This window comes from Chitinophaga nivalis (genome assembly GCF_025989125.1).
GTDB lineage: Bacteria > Bacteroidota > Bacteroidia > Chitinophagales > Chitinophagaceae > Chitinophaga > Chitinophaga nivalis.
Genome location: NZ_JAPDNR010000001.1, coordinates 5980430 through 6001205, shown reverse-complemented (window position 1 = coordinate 6001205; position 20776 = coordinate 5980430). Strand labels below are relative to the sequence as shown.

Below are 20776 nucleotides of genomic sequence, written 5' to 3'. Positions count from 1 at the left end.
CGTTGGTATTCGGGAGTATAGCCGATATCAAACAAAGCATGGTAAAAATCAAACAATGACTGCTGCGCGGGAAATAAGCTGTAATTTAGGGCATGCAAAAAATGGAAAGCCTGACGGATTTTTATAAAGAAAAAATGCGTCCTGTACCGGAAGGATTGGGTAAATCCCCGGAACATTTTAATGTGATGCGCTGGCCTGCAGATGCAGGTCAGGTGTTGATACCACCGGCTTTCAGCCGGAAAGATTTTTACAAGATTAAACTCATCATGGGTAAAACGCGGTGTCACTATGCCGATAAAACCATTACCATCACAGACAGCGCCCTGCTGTTTGCCAGTCCCTATGTACCTTATCAGTTAGAGCGGTTGGAAGAAAGTCAGCATGAATTGTTTTGCATCTTTACGGAATCATTTTTTCATCAGTTCGGGAATATTAAAGCGTACCCTGTTTTTAACCCGCAGCATAACCCGGTCTATTTTCCAACGCCGGCGGAAGTTGTTGCCATAACGGCTATCTATCAGCGGATGGAAACCGAATTGCATTCAGATTATGCCTATAAATATGATGTATTACGCACGCTGGTATATGAGCTGGTGCACACCGTCATGAAGATGCAACCAGCGCCGGCGGTGACGCCGGTGGGGGCGGTGGCGGATGCCCGGATCGCGGCGCTGTTTATGGAATTGCTGGAGTTGCAGTTTCCGGTGAATACCCTGCAGGCAGTCGTTAACCTCAGAAGGCCCCGGGACTTTGCCGCGTGTTTGTCGGTACATGTGAATCACCTGAACCGTGCGGTGAAAAATACGACGGGTAAAACCACATCTGCGTGTATTGCGGCACGTTTGCTGCAGGAGGCGAAAGTGTTACTGAAACATACGCAATGGAGTGTGGCTGAAATCACCTACTGTCTGGGTTTTGAATCCCCTTCCCACTTTAATCGTTTTTTCCGGGAGCAGGTATCGCTGACGCCGGGCATGTACAGAGCGCAGGCATAGATACTACTGCTTCAGGAAGTAACCACTTCCTGCGGATGGTTGACCGGCCTGATAAGCGCTTTATGAGCGGCAGGGGTAAACATGGAAAGCAGTTCATGGCGCAACATCGTCACGGCTATCAGTGGATTGAACAGATCTTTACGGCTGGCTTCCAGGTGTAATACTTTCAGGAATATCTGATTCAACCGGGTACTGCAGGACCCGGCAGCGATGGCTTTTCGCAGGAAACGATACAACAGGGTATGTCCCAGCGGCCGTTTACCTTCGGCTTGTTTATAACTCAGGTCAATCGTATTGGTTAAAAACCAGGGCAGGTCTGCCTGCGCTGCAATGGCCTTTTGAAAGGGAGCGGAGAAGCCTCTCAGACTAGGTTGCTTTTGGGCGTATAGCCGTTGCAGTTGTTGATGCAGCGCCATCACATTGGCGGTAGCAATGCAAATACCCTGACCAAATATCGGATTAAATGCACAGTGGGCATCTCCCAGTACAATAAACCCATCCGGCAGCTGCCTGAACTTTTCATAATAATGCCGGATATTTTTAGACACCTTATGTATTTTAACGAGGGTCAGCGGCTGGCTGTCTTTCAGTAACTGGTAGATATCCGGACTTCTTAAATCCCGGGCAAAATTCAAAAAGCCATCATCTGCGGCCGGGGCACAATCGCCGAAATAACCACATAGGCTCACCAGCCACTGCCGGTTACCAATATCTGCAATGATACCTGATTTCCAGGTGTGGGGGAAAGAAGGATAGAGCGCCATCGATTTCCAGTTGGGGGGCGTATGATCCGGCTGCTGGTATATTCTGCTGGAATAAGCCAGCTGCATTTTTACTTCGGCGGTTTCAGGACTGCCGAGGCCTGCTTGCTGCAACCATTCCGGCGACCGGGAAAATCTGCCCATGGCATCCACAACCAGATCGGCAGACAATGTTTCTGGCTGTCCGGTTTCATTCAGGATATGTACGCCTGTAATCTGGTGAGACGCCGGATGATATAAGTAGCCGGTTGTTTTACAGCATTGCCGGCATTGCACATGCGGATATTTTGCCCGCATCCGCCGATAGAGGTGCTGATCCAGGTTGGGCCGGGTCGTTAAAAGTGCCTGCAGGCCGCTGTGATGTCTTTGCCGCCAGCCATCCTGAAACAGCCAGCATACATCGCTGGACGTATCTATGATGTTACCGCCGGTAGCGGTTATTTCGCTGCAAATACCGGGGTACTGCGCTTCTATAAACAGCAGTGTCTTTTGCAGAATGGTGTGGGCGTGCTGATCCTGCGGCACTGATTTACGGGGAGCAGTTGTTTCGGGTAGATGATCTTTCTCGAGCAGTAATACTTCTTCAAAAAACGTGGCCAGCACGGTGGCGGTTAATAGTCCGGTGATACTGCCTCCCAGTACAATGGCTTTTTTGAGTAATGGTCTTTGCATGAACAGGTATGCTATTGTTTACAGAAAGTATGGTAAGCAACGACGCTGGTTTATCCGGATGTGGCAAGCTGGCAGGTAACTGTTGGCTGTCTGCCCGGAACGTCCCGGAAACCCGATGTATGCCTGCTGTAGCTGGTTATCATTTTTGAGGAAGAATGATTGCCGTCAGCAGGTGACCGAAGCTCCCGGTTTGCAATACAATAAATACAATTCTAATACAGATATTGTTGTCGTTATGAGGAATTTCGTTGTGTAGCCGATGCCGGATAAGCTGTGGTGGAGAGATGTTTTTTTTATGAAGATACCTGTCGTATAGGCATGGTTTTATATTTACCTGCGGGCATATCAGCCCGTAGGTGTGACTGATATTTTACCGCAGTAATAAACTGCAAAAGGCTAATGGAGGCGTTATAGGGTCATTCCTTGATGCCTTTCCAGGCCCGCATCAGGTTTTCGGGCTCCGTTTTTTATTGTTGTCGTAATCTGCTTCGATTGCATGTATGCCGGAAGATGGTAGTGCGATTATTATATCATCCTTACAACAATGTCATTATCCGGATAAAAAGGGTAACTGTTATTGTTTGTATTGCGTGGTGTATTAGGTTTGAGCCTGTTGTGCTGTCATGGAAAATGGAACGTGTTAAATTTTAAAATGGTTATTGAGGTATGCTGTGTACATTTCTTTAAAAGTAATTATGCATCCTGACTATTGGTAGGGAACATTCGACTCATGATTATAACTTCAAATTATATAAAAAATGAAACCGGGAAAATAAATTTTTATGCGTGTTTATTTTTTTTGTGAAGAGATGATAAATAGAGGAGGTGTTTTTTTAATTCATACGAAAGAAGGTATTATTTTTTTTACTATTAAATCGGCAGGGTGAAGTAGCGTGATAACACGCTTTTTTGCAATAATAAAGCAGTTGTATACATGCGTATCTATGCTTTTAATCGCAGTGTAGGCTAGCTGTTTATTGCGCTGTTGTTTTTATAGCAGTGTCAAAAAAAACAATAAATAAATTGTATGTAACTCGATAAAAAAATAGGAATTATTTTTTTTATTTAATAATTTTAGGACAAGAAAACAGCGTAGCTATTTTGTGGCTGCGCTACAGCGAAGCTGTAAATGCCACCTTAGTCATACTTTTTCTTACTGATTGTTACCATTGATTTAGCAAGTATTTTAGCACATGGCAAATGTATCTTTTGCCGTTGATGTTGTTGCTGTTGCCTGGCTGTTTATACCGATAGTTATTGGGCCGATATCATTGAAAGTAAGTAACCTCCATTATTCATCTTGCCGTGAATGCAGCCGCCATAGCGACTGTTATACTTTGTTTAACTATGTAGTTGCAGTCTGCTGTTATTTGCATAGGCTGTTGATATGATCATTTGTTGATCGTATTTATTGATTCTATAACAAAATGTTATGCCAGCCACAATTGTACAATGGGAGATTATATATACCAGGCCCCATTATGAACGCAGGGTTAGTCAGGCGTTATCAGGGAGAGGTATAGAGGTATATCTGCCATTATTATTGATAAGGAAGAAATGGCGCGATCGCGTAAAGTACCTGGAATGTCCGTTGTTTCCTAATTACCTGTTTGTAAATATTACTCCTGCGCATTACAATGAAGTATTTACGGTAACAGGGGTCGTAAAATATGTTTCCTTTGAAGGCAAGCATGCGGTTGTTTCCCCCCGGGAACTGAATGCTATACGTATATTAGTAGAAATACAACATGACTTTGTAAAAGGTAATAAACAAAGAATTTATTCAACAGAAAATTTATACCCGACCGATATCATGGCGGAATTACGCAATGGTACCTTACAACAGCTCGAGGTCGGTTTCCCGAAAATATAATGGGATACCAGGGCGGGGTTGATAACTTATCGGGGACATAGTTGTTAACGATATAAACAATTTTCTGTTATGGCAAATCTTGAAAACAAAGTCGCTATTGTCACAGGCGCCAGTTCAGGTATTGGTAAAGCGGTGGCATTGTTGTATGCAAAAGAAGGTGCAACTGTTGTTATTGGTGGGCGTGATAAAGTACGCAATCAACAGGTCGTAGACGAAATAGCTGCGAATGGAGGAAAGGCTTTTTTTGTACAGACAGATGTCAGTATTCCGGCAGATTGTAAACGGCTGGTGTCCGAAACGATGTCGCGATATCACCGGCTGGACATTGTTTGTAACAACGCCGGGATGGCATTGCCGCTGACCCACATATCGGATGTGAAGATTGAGGATTGGCAGCAACTGATTAATACGAACCTGAACGGTACTTTTTACAGTATGCATTACCAGATCCCCGCTTTATTGGACAGCGGCGGTGGTTCCATCGTGAATATGGGATCTGCGGCATCAAAGGTGGCTTATCCCGGAATAGGCCCTTACGTAGCCTCCAAACATGGTATGGTAGGACTTACAAAAGCTGCCGCATTGGAATACGCGACGAAAGGAATACGTATTAACTGTGTAGGGCCTGCTTTTATAGACACACCTATGCTGGATGTTTTTATCACAGAAGAACAGAAGAAACAGGTGGCGGCTATGCATCCCATTGGCAGAATGGGCCGGGTAGAAGAAGTGGCGGAACTGGTACTCTGGTTGAGTACTGATAAAGCCTCTTTTGTTACCGGTAGTTATTATGGAATTGATGGTGGATATCTGGCACAATAGCCCCCTGGAGGGTAGGTGGGTAGACATCCCCCATTCGGTAGGATACGACCAAAATCGTTTATGAGATCGCTGTTTGTATAGCACAGCGGAAGATTTTTTATTTGCCTGCAGTTGTAGCAGAGGCACACTATTGTGTGATTAGCTATCTTTTTGTGTAGTGTTATCTGCTCATTCCTGCTCACTGTTCACTTAAAATAACCACAACATGTTTTCCCTGAAAGAAATTCTGGTCACCTTCCAGCAACGGATAGAGGAGCTTACATTTCCTGTTGGTCCGGTTCATTTGTATGATTCGATCCGCTATTTCCTGGAAGCGGGTGGGAAGCGCGTACGGCCCGCGCTTTGTTTGCTGGGTAACCAATTGTTTGATGACATACAGGAAGATGCTTTTCAGGCAGGTATTGCCATTGAATTGTTCCATAACTACTCGCTGGTGCATGACGATATTATGGATAGTGCCCCTTTACGGCGTGGCCGGCCAACTGTGCACATGAAATATAATTTGTCTGTAGCGTTGCTGGCAGGTGATGTATTACTGATCAATGCGTTTTCGTATATCCATCAGGTACAACATATCCGGCAAAATGCGGTACGCGTCCTGTTCAGCAATACCACTATACAAGTATGCGACGGACAACAAATGGATCTCAATCTGGCAGATTCCGTATTGACACGGGTCAGTTATGCAGACTACCTCGAAATGATTACCATGAAGACTGCCGTTTTACTGGCAGCAGGGTTGCAGATCGGCGCTATGATTGGAGGGGCGAACAAAAAGTCACAGGAGCTGTTATATACTTTCGGCAAATACTTAGGTATTGCTTTTCAACTGCAGGATGATTACCTGGATACATTTGGGGATCCGGCACTGACCGGAAAACAGGCTGGTGGAGATATCATGGAAAATAAAAAAACGGCCTTGCTTGTCAAGGCAATGGAAATGGGATCGCCTGTTCAGCAGCGATCCCTGGAGCAAACCATCGGTAATAATGATGCAGATAAAGTGTCGCGGACGACACAATTATTCCAGGATACCGGCGCCGACCGCTGGCTGCTGGCAGAAATTGCGCATTACACCGCACTGGCTTCTGATTGTCTCACAACGATAGATGTACCTGATTACAGAAAAGCACCACTGATTGAACTGATTGATATGTTGCTGGTAAGGAAATATTGAACCGGAAAATAATCACTGTGGGGAACGGTGAGTTAAAAAATACCACTATAGGATATACCAGCTGTTTGCAATAAAAGGGTTGCTGTAACAATATTAATATCACAATGGTTAGATTGTATGACCACCTGATACAATCCCATATAGGAATAACAAACAGGGCTTTAAAATCAACACTTTTAAATACAGCAAATACAACCGGAAATCAATCATTCCGATAGGGTGTGATATGACTATAGGATACCGGAAAGGAGTGGCATTTTTTTAGTTTACAGATAATTTCGGGAAGATATTTTTATTATTCACTTCTTAAATGTTATTAAACATGTCAATTGTATTTCCCCGTTTTCATTATCCCTCTGAGGGAAAGGCCAATCCATTCATGGAAAAAATAAATGCGCAGATCACACAGTGGATAAATGAATATACCTGTATTGCTGATGACTTAAAAAAAGAGCTGAAAAAGGCGCAGTTTGGATATTTATCCAGCAGGGTATTTCCAAATGCCAGTTATGAACAGCTAACAGTAGGAAGCCGGTATTTCTTATGGGTATTTGTACATGATGATCATTGGGGGCCATTGCCGGCCAGTGAACTGAAACCTATCTGCGACAATCTCGTCGATATCTTAAATGGAAAAGGCCGGAGGCCGCATGCCAATGAAATTTATCAGCAGCTGGCCATTATCCGGGAAGAAGCACTACCATATGCTACCCCTGACTGGATGAAAAGATTTACGGCGGATATGAAAGATTACTTCGATGCGATGTTAACAGATGCAGCGTATAGCTATAACGCAACCGTTACTTATCCCAGCCTGGAAGAATATTTGCCGCTACGCGACAGTATTTGTGGAGCCCGGTCTACGGCAACAATGGGAGAACTTTGTTCCGGTACCATATTGCCACAGGCGATATTTGAACATCCTTATATACAGGCAATCCGGCAGGCGATGGTTCGCATCCTTGGCATCCGGAATGATCTTTCGTCTGCCTTTAAGGAAAAAGCAGACCGGGAAGCCATGAATATTCTGTTAGTTATTCAGCAGGAGCGGAAATGCGGTTTTCAGGAGGCCCTGGACATTGCCTGCGATCTCCATGCAAAAGCGCTGGAGGAATTGTTGCGGCTTTGTGCCAATGTACCGGATTTCGGAGCACTGACAGAACTAATCGGTAAATATGTGGAACAGATTAAGCTACAAACGGAAGGACACAATGCCTGGTATGTATATTCCCACAGGTATGGTGTAAATGAAAATGAACAGAGACATTATAATAATCCGGAAATATTATCAGTGGTGTTATAGACCGGCCGTTGGATGAGTAGAAATGACCATTGAAGATTTTTGTACCTGGGTAATTAATCTGACGTGCAGTTCCTCCACAGCCTGCTGTATTAAGTTCCCTCAGGACGAGGGCATTTGCATCCTCATCCTGCAGCGATTCTACAGTATTGCATACCCGCCCGGTACCATCTTTTATGGGCTGACAGCATTATGATTATATACAGCGTGAGACAGTAATATCAATAGTAACAGGGTGGTACTGCGCGCTGGCTATTGAAAAAGATATATGTATTTTATCATTCCCCAAACGTATGTTCCCGGTGCTACAGTAATATTCAAGCAGGAGATTACTGATCCGGAAATATTACGACAGACATGGCCATTGCCGGACGGATGGCTGATAAAGGAACGTGGCTGCATGATACGTGTACAGGAATTGACGGAACTGCGGTTCCGGTTGATGATTGTACAGCTGGAAACAACAACCGCCATTACTTTACAGTGTCATACCGATCGGAAAGGATGGCTGTTTAATTACATCCTGAAAGCTACAGAAACGCCGGTATGGAGTGTGTTGCCGGCAGTAGAAAATAAAGCCGGTATGGTTAGCCTGGTGGGATTACCGCCACGGGATTTTAACTGTGCTGTAGAACCAGGTGAATACCTGATGATACTGCTTTGGACTGATCATTGGTGGTTGCCCGATCTAAGCCGGTATTTCCCTTTGCTGGTGGCCAATATGTTACAGCCTCAAGAAAAAGGTGAACAGACCATCCTCGATTTTACCTATCCGATTACTTCCGATTGTAAGCTTTGTCTGCAGCAGATTTTGTATTGCAGAGAACCGGAAAGTATTGTTCCTGCTTATATGCATATCAAGGTGCGGGAATTGTTATTTGAATTCAATAAAACCTTGCTGCAGGCCACCGGTACCATACCCGCTGATCAAAATCAGGAGGATATGCTGTTACTGCAGCAGATAACAGGATATCTGGAAAAAAATCTGCACAAACATATCACGGCAGAGAACATACTGAAAGCATTTAGCATCAGTGAATACCGGTTAAAAAAAATCTGCCGCCTGGGAGATACTTCCTTTACCACCTTACTCACCGATACAAGAATGAAGAAAGCGATGTACTTGCTAAAACATACGGAAGTGAAGGTGGCAGTGATCGGAAAAGAAGTAGGATACAGCAGCGCATCCCGGTTCAACAGTACTTTCTGTAAATACTTTGGGATAACACCCGGTAGTGTAAGAAAAAAAATCACCTGATCAGGCAAAAAAATCACCCGATCAGGATATAAGAAAAAAATAAAGCTGTTGATTTGATCTTTAACTTTACCGTCAAGGTTGGAAAGTTTAAACCCCGGATAGCAAATGAACAGTATGCATAATCAGGAAATTGTTCCCTGTTTGCCTCGAACCTCCATCCGACGGATAGATGAATGAAGAATCATAAATCATTAATCAGAATACAGTTACTCCTTACAAACAAACGCTTACTACCGTTTAATCACATTTTGATAGTCATAAATACATAAATATATATCCGGGTTATATATCCTGCAGATATAGTCACGCTTTTATTCCTTATTAAAAGGGCATTGAAAATAACCATTAAGTATTGTATGGGTACACCAGCAATACCTAACTGTTACTATTATAAGTAAGTAACCGGCTAAGAATTAATATGAAAGCATATTTGTTTCCCGGACAAGGATCTCAGCGCGCAGGCATGGGAGGTTCGCTCTTTGCCGCATATGATCAGCTCAGTACTACTGCTTCACGCATACTGGGATATGACATTGCTACGCGTTGTTTGCATGATCCTGATAAGTCATTGAATGATACGCTATATACACAGCCTGCCTTGTATGTAGTGGGAGCCTTGATGTACCTGGATAAAACAGCGGAAGAAAATCCACCCGATTACATGCTGGGACATAGTCTGGGAGAGTATGTGGCTTTATTTGCCGCCGGTGCCTTCTCCTTTGAAACCGGGTTGGAGCTGGTGAAGAAAAGAGCAGAAATCATGTCGGGAGTGAAACACGGAGGGATGGCTGCTGTGGTAGGATTAACCATGGATCAGGTACTGGAGGTGTTACATAAATACGATTACCGGCATATTGATATTGCTAATTATAATTCACGCGAACAGGTAGTCATATCCGGACTGAAAGAAGAAGTATTGGCTGCACAGGCCGATTTTCAGGCCAATGGCGCCCGGTTGTATTTTCCCTTGAATGTAAGCGGTGCTTTTCATTCCCGGTATATGGCCGCTGCTACGGAAGCGTTCCGGTCTTTCCTTACATCCTATCATTTTCAGCCACTGCAACGGCCTGTCATTGCGAATGTAACGGCAAGGCCCTATGACCAGCATAACGTTGCTGCGTTGCTGGTAGAACAGCTCACGAATCCGGTGAAGTGGTATGAAAGTATTTCCTTTCTCCGGTCTGCAGGTGTACACACCTTTACAGAAGTAGGGCCGGGAAATGTATTAACGAAATTGAATGATTTTATAACAGCTGCTCCTATGGAAATAACGACAGCCACCAACGGTGCAACCGCAAAACAGACCGTTAACGGTAACGGACACACGCCTGCCGCAGAACTGGTCATAAAGGCGACCAGCCTGGGAACGGCAGCATTCCGGCAACGTTATAAGATCCGTTACGCCTATTTATCCGGTGCCATGGTACATGGAATTGCTTCCAAAGAGCTGGTAATACGCATGGCCAAAGCTGGTATGATGGGGTTTCTGGGTACCGGAGGAGTAGATCCCGTGAAGGTTGCCGCCGATATCCGGTATATACAGGAGGCCTTGCAGCAGGGCGAAGCCTATGGCATTAACCTACTGAACAGCCCGCGGGAAGAAGAGATGGTGGATGTATTGTTGCAATACAAAGTACCGAATGTGGAGGCAGCAGCTTATATACAGGTGAGTAAGGCATTGGTCAGACTCCGCCTGACGGGGTTGCGGCAGCTGCCGGATGGTACCGTAGTAAGCCCGGTACGTATTATCGCGAAATTGTCCCGGCCGGAAGTGGCAGAAAACTTCCTGCGACCCGCCGCACCGGCTTTGGTAGCCGCCTTGCTGCAGGAGCAAAAAATTACAGCAGCAGAAGCGGCACTGGCAACTGCGATACCGGTGGCAGATGATATTTGTGTGGAAGCAGATTCCGGCGGCCATACGGATATGGGCGTAGCCTTTACCTTATTACCAACCATGATTCGCCTGCGCGATGACCTATGTACCAGACATGGCTACCGGCAACGGATCAACGTAGGGGCTGCAGGAGGCATCGGTACACCGGAGGCAGCAGCGGCCGCCTTCGTACTGGGTGCAGATTTTATTCTGACGGGCTCCATCAACCAATGTACTGTGGAAGCAGCAACCAGCGATGCGGTAAAAGACCTGTTGCAAAACATCAATGTGCAGGATACGGCCTATGCGCCTGCAGGCGATATGTTTGAAACCGGCGCCCGCGTACAGGTATTGAAAAAAGGGGTACTCTTTCCCGGGAGAGCCAACAAACTCTACGAACTCTACAAACAATATAACAGTATCGATGAAATAGATGCAGATACCCGCGAACAAATTGCTTCCCGTTATTTTCAGCGAAGCTTCGAAGCGGTATATCAGGATTGTGAGGCATATTATCCGCCGGAGAAATTTGCTGCGGCAAAAGCCAATCCAAAACAAATGATGGCTTATCTGTTCCGCTGGTATTTCGGGTATTCAGGTAAGATCGCAGAAACGGGTGATGAACAGCAGCGGGTAAACTTCCAGGTACATTGCGGGCCTGCACTGGGAGCATTTAATCAATGGGTGAAAGGAACACCACTGGAAAACTGGCGTAACAGGCACGCAGACGATATTGCCCTGAAGATTATGCAAGGGGCAGCAGACATATTGCATGAAAGAGTAAAAATATTTACGGAAGCATCTTAAACCCCCTTGTGTATGGAAAAGTACTTATTAGTGATCTCCTGTGAGTTGTTGAATGAAATGGGCATACTGGTAGCTCACAGATTAAAGGCGGTGGTACCGGTGCGGCCACAGATTGCAGATACCTATCAGTTCGAAACCCATTATAAATCTGTTATGATACAGCTGACGGATATACGTTGTTTACCGGGTTATCCGGGATTAAAGCTATTGCACTGTAAAGGAGAAGAAGTAGATGAAACCGGCAATATACAGGGGCGGGTACCGGAAACTGCTTTCAGAATGGTGGAATAGCAGCAGGTATGGCTTGTTATAGCCGGATATATAAATACCTGTTACCGATTACCGATTACTGACATCTGAAATTTTTCAATCATGAACTCTGGACTTAATACTGCCGGACAGGCACCGTCATGTAATGACGATATAGCAGTGGTAGGAATGGCGGGACGTTTTCCCGGCGCAGCGGATTACAGACAGTTCTGGAAAAATCTGGAACAAACTGTTTGCAGTGTAGGAGAGATACTGCCGGAAAGATGGGACTGGCGCAACTATTGGGGAGATCCGAAGAACAGTGCCAATACAAGCGGGAGTAAATGGGCGGGTATGATTGACCAGGCGGATTGTTTTGATGCCGGCTTTTTCAAGATCTCCGGTACAGAAGCCCGCACCATGGACCCGCAACAACGTATTATGCTGGAGCTGTCATGGGCTTGCCTGGAAGATGCGGGGATCCGCCCTTCCTCACTTTCGGGCAGTGATACGGCGGTATACCTGGGCGTATTTAATTTTGATTACAAGGAATTACAGGAAAGGGTAAAAGACTTTCCGATAGAAGCGCATCATTCCACCGGAACAGCTGCAGCGATCATCCCCAACCGGGTTTCGTACTTTTTTAATTTTACAGGTCCCAGTGTGCCGGTAGATACAGCCTGCTCCAGTTCTTTACATGCGATACACCTGGCGATGCAATCCATCCGGCAGGGAGAGTGTAAGATGGCGCTGGCCGGTGGTATCAGTCTGCTGTTAACACCCACCCGTCATATTTCTTTTTCCAAAACCGGGATGTTATCACCAACGGGTACCAGCAAATCTTTTGATCAGGATGCCGATGGGTATGCGAGGAGTGAAGGCGCCGGTGTACTGTTGCTCAAAACCTTGTCGCAGGCCCTGGCAGATGGAGATCATATTTATGGCATTCTCAAGGGAAGTGCGGTGAATCATGGTGGTAAAAATCACACGCTTACCTATCCGGGTGAAGCGGCGCAGGCAGCAGTAATCAGTCAGGCAATTTTGCGGGCAGGTATTGCTGCAGATACCATTAACTATGTAGAAGCCCATGGCACAGGAACACCCAAGGGCGATCCTATTGAGTACCGTGGATTGGTGAAAGCATTTACGGCTACCGCCGGACAGCCACTATCACCGGATAGCTGCGCGCTCGGATCTGTGAAAGCCAATATTGGCCACCTGGAATCAGCGGCAGGAGTGGCGGGCGTGATAAAAGTATTGCTGGCATTACAGCATGGCAAGTTACCGGGACAACCAAATTTTCATCAGCTGAATCCTGCCATCGATACCAGTGGCAGCCCTTTCTTTGTAGTAGCAGGTACACAGGAATGGAAAGCGCTGGTGGATGCACAGGGGGAACCGTTGCCGCGGCGGGCTGGTGTGAGTTCATTCGGCTTCGGCGGTACGAATAGTCATGTCATCGTGGAAGAAGCGCCGGCAGTATTACCGGTAGCCGGTGGTACGTTGTCCTGTTACCCGGTATGCCTTTCTGCCAAAACAACTATTGCCCTCGAACAACGTATCCGGGATTTGTACGGATGGCTGCAGGAGATGCCACCGCAGGTATCCCTGCGTGATATTGCCTTTACCCTGGCTGCCGGAAGAGAGCATTTTGCGCATCGGGCGTTGGTGATCGCAACGGATACTGATAACCTGAAAACGATACTGGCTGCTTACCTGGAAAACGGTACGGCAGCAGACTTTATAAAAGGGGTGGCAGACTACCAGACTGTAGCTGCCACAGAAGATACCAGTGGTTTTACCCTGGAGCACGAGGGAAATGGTTACTTCAAAGGAGAGTTGCTCCTGTTGGGAGAAAGATATGTGCGGGGAGAAATGTTCCGGTGGGAGCAACTATTTTCCGGAAAGGAAGCAAAACGTATAGCCTTGCCCGTATATCCGTTTGCCAGGGAACGGCATTGGATCACCACGGAAACACCTGTGGCTTCTGCCATGCCGCATCTGATCCGGCGTAATCTGTCGGCCTTTGCTCCGCAATGCTACAGCGGATCATTCAGTGGAGAAGAAGTTTTTCTACGGGATCATGTGATTGGCGGGAAAATCATTTTCCCCGGTGTGGTGTACCTGGAGATGGCCCGGGAAGCAGCGGTGAAAGCATGGGAGGCATCGCCAACAGCGCCGGTATACCTGGAAAATATAGTTTGGATACAACCTTTTCAACCCGATGGTACACCACAGGAGTTGTTTGTGGAGCTGTCAGGTAGCCATACCGCCGTGAATGTTAGCTTTTTTACCGGTTCACAGCAGGCACAGAATATAGTAGCGCAGGGAACGGTGCTGGCGGGTAGCAAGGAAGTCGTGACGCCGGGCGTTACGGCCATACCACCAGCCGCGGAAGTGATCGCCGGTGACACTTTTTATCAGCAGATGGAACAGGCCGGATTTGCCTACGGCCCGGCTTTTCGTGCCATTACCACATTATATGTACAGGATGATACTGTGTGGGCAACACTGGCGCGACCAGGAGATGCCGCCACAAAATTAACGGCATTTACATGGCATCCGGGTATCCTGGATGCAGCTTTACAAGCCGCTGTTACCTTGTTTGCAGGGGTGCGGAATACGCAGGGTTTGAGTGATAACATGTTCCTGCCTTTCGCACTGGATGGCTTATATATCCACAACCGGCGGGAACCTTCCCGCCTGGTTGTCCGTAAAAATAAAACGGCAGATTTCTCTCAGAACCGTTATCGGGCAGATATCATCTACTATGATGACAAGGGGGAAGTATGTATGCAGCTCATCGGTTTTACGGCCCGTCAGGTGAAACCGGCAAAAGCGCCCGTGACGCCACAGGCCAATACTTTGCTGTTACAACCGGCGTGGGTGCCGGCTATAGTAACGGTGCCGGCCGAACGGCAGTATGTCCGGGAGGCATTGTTGCTGGCGGCAGACAGCCCCGCCTATGTAGCGGAGATACAGCAGCTGTGGCCGCGTTGGGAAGTATTTACACTCACCACGGCGGCGCTGGCCCCTGCGGAAATATTTGGTGTGTATGCCAACCGCCTGTTGGCATGTCTGCAACAACTGATAAAAGAAAAGCCGGAAGGCAATACCTTATTACAGGTCGTGATACCGGTACCGGAAGCGCAGCCGTTTTTATGGGGGCTGTCTGGTATGCTGGATACGGCTGCTATAGAATATCCCTGGCTGACAGTGCAGTTGCTGGGCATGGAAAGGGTCCCTGCTATCGGCAGCATGGCCCGGCTGCTGCAGGCAGCCAGGGATGTAGGAAAGCCAGGTTGTTTCCGCGCTGCGGACAACGGCTGGCAGATCAGGAAGTGGGAGATCATCTCACCTGCAGCCACGCCGGTAGTGCCGTGGAAGGCAGAAGGGATATACCTGATTACCGGTGGTAGTGGCGCACTGGGTCGGTTGTTTGCCCATGAAATTACCCGTGCGGCAGCTACGGCTACGGTTATTCTCACAGGACGCAGTGCAGTGCCGGCAGAAGAGGTTAACCGGCTCGCAGCCGCCGGCGCCCGGATCGTATACCGGCAAACGGATGTCAGCAACGCAGCTGCTGTTACCGCCCTGATGGAGTGGATCAACACTACTTATGGCCGGCTCGATGGTATACTGCATGCGGCAGGATTGTTACAGGATAATTATCTCATTAAAAAAACGCCGGCGGAGCTGGAGGCGGTGCTGGCGCCCAAAGTACGGGGACTGCTGCACATAGATACCGCCAGTGCCCATTTTAAGCTTGATTTTGTGCTGTTGTGTGCTTCCTTTACCGGTGCGCTCGGAAATGCAGGACAAGCGGATTATGCGGCTGCAAATGCATTTATGGATGCCTTTGCAGGTTGGCGGAACTACGAGGTGAAAAACGGCCGGCGGCAGGGAACTACTATTTCACTGGACTGGCCATTATGGGAAGAGGGAGGCATGAACATGGCGCCGGTGGTACAAAAACAGCTGTACGACAAAACCGGATTGAAGGCCATTGATACGAGAGCAGCTATGACAGTCCTGTACGCGGCCATGGCATATCCGGTGAGCCAGGTACTCGTGCTGGCAGGCGATACGGACAAACTACAGCAAACCATCCTGCAACCCGTACTGGCGTCAAAAAACGACACTATAATGGCAACGGATACACGAACAGCACAAACGGCACCTGTTAATGACAGCCAGCCTGATACGCTCCTGCAGGAACTCACGGCGCATGCCGCCCGGCTGCTGGCCATCCCGGCAGAGAATATAGAACCGCAGGTAGTCCTGGATGATTACGGCTTTGATTCCATTTTGTATACCCAACTGGCGGAAGAGCTGAGCAAAACGTATGACCGGCAAATCACGCCACCATTATTTTTTGAATATAATACGCTGGCTGCCATTGCCGGTTACCTGCAGGGAGCTGGCACAAATGCCGTGACAAACGACACCATCACACCAATGGCTATACGAACAGCCGAAGTACCACCGGTAAAAGAAGTGCCGTCCGATACGCTCCTGCAGGCACTGACGGCGCATGCCGCCCGGTTGCTGGCCATCCCGGCAGAGAATATAGAACCGCAGGTAGTCCTGGATGATTACGGCTTTGATTCCATTTTGTATACCCAACTGGCGGAAGAGCTGAGCAAAACTTATGACCGGCAAATCACGCCACCGTTATTTTTTGAATATAATACGCTGGCTGCCATTGCCGGTTACCTGCAGGGAGCTGGCACAAATGCCGTGACAAACGACACCATCATACCGATGGCTACACGAACAGCACCACCACCGGTAAAAGAAAGCCTGTCCGATACGCTGCTGGAGGAGCTGACGGCATATGCCGCCCGGCTGCTGGCCATCCCGGCGGAGAATATAGAGTCGCAGGTGATCCTGGATGATTACGGCTTTGATTCTATTTTGTATACCCAACTGGCGGAAGAGCTGAGTAAAGCGTATGGTCAGCAAATCACACCACCGTTATTTTTTGAATATAATACACTGGCAGCCATAGCCAATTATCTGCGGAGTAACGGTGTACATGCAGCGGCGGCAACGGATAGGGGCACGCCGGCGGATATACGAACAGAAAAGGTGTCGCCTGTTAAACAGCACCCGTCTGATACGCTCCTGCAGCAGTTGACCAACCATGCTGCCCGGTTGCTGGAGATTCCGGCCGGAGAGATGGCGCCCGATGTAGCGCTTCATGATTATGGCTTTGATTCTATTTTGTATGGCCAGTTTGCAGATGAACTGAATAATATACATACAAAAAAGGTTACACCACCGCTGTTTTTAAAATATAAAACACTGGCCGCATTGGCAGCGTATCTGTCTGCCGGAGAAGCACAACCCGCTACTGTTAATGGACATACAACGCCCATCGATACACCGGCTGACCGGGCAGTAACGGCCACACCATCCTGGGAACGGGTATGGGAAGAAGGCGAGGTCCCCGTGGCGATCATAGGTATGAGTGCGCATTTGCCGATGGCGGGAGATGTACACCAGTTCTGGAAAAACCTGCAGGAAGGAAAAGACTGTATTACACAGATGCCGCAGGAAAGAAAAGTAAAGGGAGAGGAGGATAAAAACTGGTGGGGTGGTTTTATAGACGACCTGTATGCATTTGATCCGGAATTTTTTGGCCTGTTTCCCGCAGAAGCAGCTTACATCGATCCGCAGCAACGGCTGTTGATGATGGAAGCCTGGAAAGCCATTGAAGACGCAGGCTACGCGCCGCGGTCGCTGGCGGGCAGCCAGACCGCCGTTTTTGCCGGTGTCAGTGCACATGAATACAGTAATTTCCTGGCCAGAATAGGCGTTAAAGCAAAAGGATATACGGCTCCGGCGATGGTGGCGAGTGTCGGACCTAACCGTATTAGTTATCTGCTGGATCTGCATGGTCCCAGTGAACCGGTAGATACAGCCTGCTCCAGTGGATTGGTCGCTGTTTTACGTGCTGTGGAATCACTGCGGAATGGCAACTGTGATATGGCATTGGCAGGAGGGGTAAATGCTTTACAATCCACCGATTTTTTTATCAGCTACAGCAAAGCGGGCATGTTGAGTGAAGATGGTCGTTGCAAAACCTTCTCCGATAAAGCCAATGGTTATGTACGGAGTGAAGGCGCCGGCATGATCTGCCTGAAACGTTTGGCCGATGCAGAACGGGATGGGGATCATATTTACGGCATTATACTCGCCGGCGCTGAAAATCATGGTGGCCGCGCTAATTCCCTGACGGCGCCGAATGTGAAGGCACAGGCGGCGGTATTGAAAACAGCGTATACCCGTGCCCGTATAGACCCACGTACGATCACCTACCTCGAAGCACATGGTACCGGTACTGCGCTGGGTGATCCTGTTGAAATCAATGCGCTGAAAGCCGCTTTTGAGGAATTGTATGCTGCTGGCGGATATCCGATGCCGCAGACACCACACTGTGGTATCGGCGCTGTGAAAAGTAGCATTGGACACCTGGAGTATGCAGCAGGTATAGCCGGTATCATAAAAGTGCTCTTACAGCTGCAGCACCGGCAGATCGTAAAAAATATTCACTGCCAGTACCTGAATCCTTATATCCGGCTCACCGATAGTCCCTTCTATATCGTACAGGAAAGTAAACCGTGGGAAACGATACACGATGCCACCGGATTGCCGCTGCCTGCCAGGGCAGGGGTGAGTTCTTTCGGTTTTGGCGGCGTTAATGCCCATGTGGTGCTGGAAGAATATCCACGGCCGGTTTACCGGGTAAGCACTTCACCGGTATTGATCGTACTGTCTGCCCGCAACCGGGAACAGCTGCGCGATAAGGTGACACAGTTGCTGGCGGCCATCGACAGTGGCCGGTATACAGATGCCATGCTGACAAGCATCGCTTATACCCTGCAAACAGGCCGGGACACCATGGATATACGTATAGCCGTTTGTGTGAATAGCCTGGCGATGCTGAAAGAAAAATTCACTACCTGGCTGATGGTCGGAGATAGCGCGGCTGGCATCCACACCGGAGAATCGGTATTGTCTCCTGGTCGTCGGGCAAAATCGGCTGCTACTGTGGCTGCCGGCGCAACGAATGACCTGGAAGGGCTGGCAGCGCATTGGGTAAAAGAAGGACAGGCAGACTGGCAGGCGTTGTATACCGGAAAACAACAACGGATTAGTTTACCGGCTTATCCGTTTGCAAAAGAATATTGTTATCCGCAACCGGAAATAAGCACCCCTGTCCGGCAGGAAGCCCCGGCAACGCCCGGCGCCGGCTTGCGGGAACCCGCCTCCCGGTCGTCCGTTACACTCCCGGCGTTGATACAATTATTGACGAAAGAAGTAGCCGGTATGCTGGGTATTGCTACCCATGAACTGGATGCAGGCGTTAGCCTGGAGGATTATGGATTTGACTCGATTCGTTTTACACAGTTTGCAGACCAGTTGAATGAAAAATATCAGCTGCAGCTGACACCAACGGTATTTTTCAATTATCCGGATATCGATCAGCTGGCGGGTTATCTGCTCGCACATTATCCCGGAGCCTTTACATCGTCGGCGGCTACGGCTCAATTATGACGTCATCCGGTTTACTATAATACTGTTTGTTATGAATAATAAACTGTTAACTGATTCTCAATTCCCCGAAACATTGCTGCAACAATTATTTGCAGACCGGGGGAACCTGTCGTCTCCAAAGGTGACAACTGCAGGGATGTACCACATTATGCAGTCTACTGCTTTTCTGCTGAAAGGAAAACAGTTCAGTGAAACACTTTGTACAGGCGTACTCACGGAAATGGCTAAACGCTATACAAAATACCTGGTAATGGTGCAACCTCCATCCCGGACAGGGGCGCCGCTGATACTGGAAATACTGCTGACAGTGCTGGAAGCATTACACTGCGGAAACAGGATTGGTGTAGAGGTAGTGGCGCCTGATGCGGTAAGTCTGTTGCTGCATCCTGCCAGCGATGCGATCGGAAATAGCGCCGGTGAAATGGCAACGGTTATTTTTACGGCAACAGAAATTCTGACCCTGGCCACCGCTATCCGGGAAGAACTGGGGACCACCTGTCAGGTAACGTTGGTGCCTGTAGCAGACGAAGCGGATCTCCACGCACTCCGGATTACGGAAGATGTTTATCCCCTGGAGCAACCGGCAGATCATACTACGCACATTGCCATGAAACCGCCTTTCCTGAGACTGCCGGCCGGTGAAATAGAAATATGGGGCAACACCCTGCGGGCATCGATAGGGGATGCCACTTTATATGAAGACGAAAAACTGACTGATTTACTACATATATGCGCCGGGCTCACGGCCTGGAATTATAACCGTATTTACCACCCTACAGCGCCACAATACCTGGTCGGACATCAACTGAGTATCAGTCGGTGCAGTCAGCTGCCGGAAGGAAAGTTATACGCGGTAGTAGAACACATTGCCGCCAATAAACGGTCGCAGGACCTGATCCGGATTTTCAATACTGCCGGCGCTCCGGTCTACAATATTTTCTTTGGCTATAGCGTGTTAAGTGATGATTTTTTTAAAAAATGGTTTGGGCACCTGAAACAGGAGGTGACAGATAGCCTGGTATATGATCCGCTTTTACCGGAAAGTACCTGGCTACCGGTGGAGGAAGCCAATACTTATCGTTGCTTAATCGGACCTTTTACCAGTGCACACTGTCTGGGCCATTTCCCCGAGTACCCTTTTGTACCGGCTGTATTTTTATTATACAACCTGATAAAGGATGCCCGCAAATGGTTATTGGGACTGGAAGCAGCAGCAGATATCCGTATCGTAACCGATACGGCAGATATCAGTGCGATGGAAGTAATACCGATTAATACCGTAGTAACCGCTCATACACGGGTCATGAAAATCAGTAAAAAGAAATTCCGGTTTATCAGCCGGGTCAGTGTAAACGTATCTCAGCAGGATCCCAATGTCACGGTTGTTATTGACCTGGTGATCCTGTAACCAATTGTAACAGGAAGA

General features: G+C 47.9%; 11 protein-coding genes. 10 read left to right on the top strand and 1 reads right to left on the bottom strand.

The genetic code is table 11. The features are described 5' to 3' along the window. The first annotated feature begins 92 nt into the window (after nucleotides 1-92). Nucleotides 93-995: a helix-turn-helix domain-containing protein gene (locus OL444_RS22550; protein ID WP_264729583.1), complete on the top strand. Its 903-nt coding sequence runs from the start codon at nucleotides 93-95 to the stop codon at nucleotides 993-995. An 11-nt stretch (nucleotides 996-1006) separates the two neighbouring features. Here OL444_RS22550 and OL444_RS22545 read toward each other — a convergent pair whose 3' ends face one another. After that, nucleotides 1007-2428, bottom strand: coding sequence for an FAD-dependent oxidoreductase (locus OL444_RS22545; RefSeq protein ID WP_264729584.1), 1422 nt, complete (start codon nucleotides 2426-2428; stop codon nucleotides 1007-1009). Nucleotides 2429-3860: 1432 nt separating this feature from the next. Here OL444_RS22545 and OL444_RS22540 point away from each other — a divergent pair. From OL444_RS22540 to OL444_RS22500, 9 genes are all read left to right on the top strand, one after another. After that, nucleotides 3861-4301 (top strand): UpxY family transcription antiterminator, encoded by a 441-nt coding sequence (locus OL444_RS22540; protein ID WP_264729585.1) that lies wholly within the window; start codon nucleotides 3861-3863, stop codon nucleotides 4299-4301. A gap of 69 nt (nucleotides 4302-4370) precedes the next feature. Beyond that, complete coding sequence (locus tag OL444_RS22535) at nucleotides 4371-5123, top strand: SDR family NAD(P)-dependent oxidoreductase (RefSeq protein ID WP_264729586.1); 753 nt, start codon at nucleotides 4371-4373, stop codon at nucleotides 5121-5123. 205 nt (nucleotides 5124-5328) lie between these two features. Continuing rightward, nucleotides 5329-6300, top strand: a complete 972-nt coding sequence (locus tag OL444_RS22530) for a polyprenyl synthetase family protein (RefSeq protein WP_264729587.1) — start codon at nucleotides 5329-5331, stop codon at nucleotides 6298-6300. A gap of 322 nt (nucleotides 6301-6622) precedes the next feature. Next, nucleotides 6623-7603 (top strand): terpene synthase family protein, encoded by a 981-nt coding sequence (locus OL444_RS22525; RefSeq protein WP_264729588.1) that lies wholly within the window; start codon nucleotides 6623-6625, stop codon nucleotides 7601-7603. Nucleotides 7604-7868: 265 nt separating this feature from the next. Then, nucleotides 7869-8858: a helix-turn-helix transcriptional regulator gene (locus OL444_RS22520; protein WP_264729589.1), complete on the top strand. Its 990-nt coding sequence runs from the start codon at nucleotides 7869-7871 to the stop codon at nucleotides 8856-8858. Between the two features lie 418 nt (nucleotides 8859-9276). Further along, on the top strand, nucleotides 9277-11538 hold the full coding sequence (gene fabD, locus OL444_RS22515) for an ACP S-malonyltransferase (RefSeq protein ID WP_264729590.1): 2262 nt from the start codon (nucleotides 9277-9279) through the stop codon (nucleotides 11536-11538). A 12-nt stretch (nucleotides 11539-11550) separates the two neighbouring features. Further along, on the top strand, nucleotides 11551-11829 hold the full coding sequence (locus OL444_RS22510; protein WP_264729591.1) for a DUF5952 family protein: 279 nt from the start codon (nucleotides 11551-11553) through the stop codon (nucleotides 11827-11829). Nucleotides 11830-11910: 81 nt separating this feature from the next. Next, nucleotides 11911-19350 (top strand): SDR family NAD(P)-dependent oxidoreductase, encoded by a 7440-nt coding sequence (locus OL444_RS22505; protein WP_264729592.1) that lies wholly within the window; start codon nucleotides 11911-11913, stop codon nucleotides 19348-19350. 31 nt (nucleotides 19351-19381) lie between these two features. Beyond that, nucleotides 19382-20758: a hypothetical protein gene (locus OL444_RS22500; RefSeq protein WP_264729593.1), complete on the top strand. Its 1377-nt coding sequence runs from the start codon at nucleotides 19382-19384 to the stop codon at nucleotides 20756-20758. Nucleotides 20759-20776 lie beyond the last annotated feature (18 nt).

Excerpts from the sequence above, each read along its gene's own strand:
- OL444_RS22550 (WP_264729583.1), top strand. The coding sequence starts at position 93 with ATGCAAAAAATGGAAAGCCTGACGGATTTTTATAAAGAAAAAATGCGT.
- OL444_RS22545 (WP_264729584.1), bottom strand. The coding sequence starts at position 2,428 with ATGCAAAGACCATTACTCAAAAAAGCCATTGTACTGGGAGGCAGTATC.
- OL444_RS22540 (WP_264729585.1), top strand. The coding sequence starts at position 3,861 with ATGCCAGCCACAATTGTACAATGGGAGATTATATATACCAGGCCCCAT.
- OL444_RS22535 (WP_264729586.1), top strand. The coding sequence starts at position 4,371 with ATGGCAAATCTTGAAAACAAAGTCGCTATTGTCACAGGCGCCAGTTCA.
- OL444_RS22530 (WP_264729587.1), top strand. The coding sequence starts at position 5,329 with ATGTTTTCCCTGAAAGAAATTCTGGTCACCTTCCAGCAACGGATAGAG.
- OL444_RS22525 (WP_264729588.1), top strand. The coding sequence starts at position 6,623 with ATGTCAATTGTATTTCCCCGTTTTCATTATCCCTCTGAGGGAAAGGCC.
- OL444_RS22520 (WP_264729589.1), top strand. The coding sequence starts at position 7,869 with ATGTATTTTATCATTCCCCAAACGTATGTTCCCGGTGCTACAGTAATA.
- fabD (WP_264729590.1), top strand. The coding sequence starts at position 9,277 with ATGAAAGCATATTTGTTTCCCGGACAAGGATCTCAGCGCGCAGGCATG.
- OL444_RS22510 (WP_264729591.1), top strand. The coding sequence starts at position 11,551 with ATGGAAAAGTACTTATTAGTGATCTCCTGTGAGTTGTTGAATGAAATG.
- OL444_RS22505 (WP_264729592.1), top strand. The coding sequence starts at position 11,911 with ATGAACTCTGGACTTAATACTGCCGGACAGGCACCGTCATGTAATGAC.
- OL444_RS22500 (WP_264729593.1), top strand. The coding sequence starts at position 19,382 with ATGAATAATAAACTGTTAACTGATTCTCAATTCCCCGAAACATTGCTG.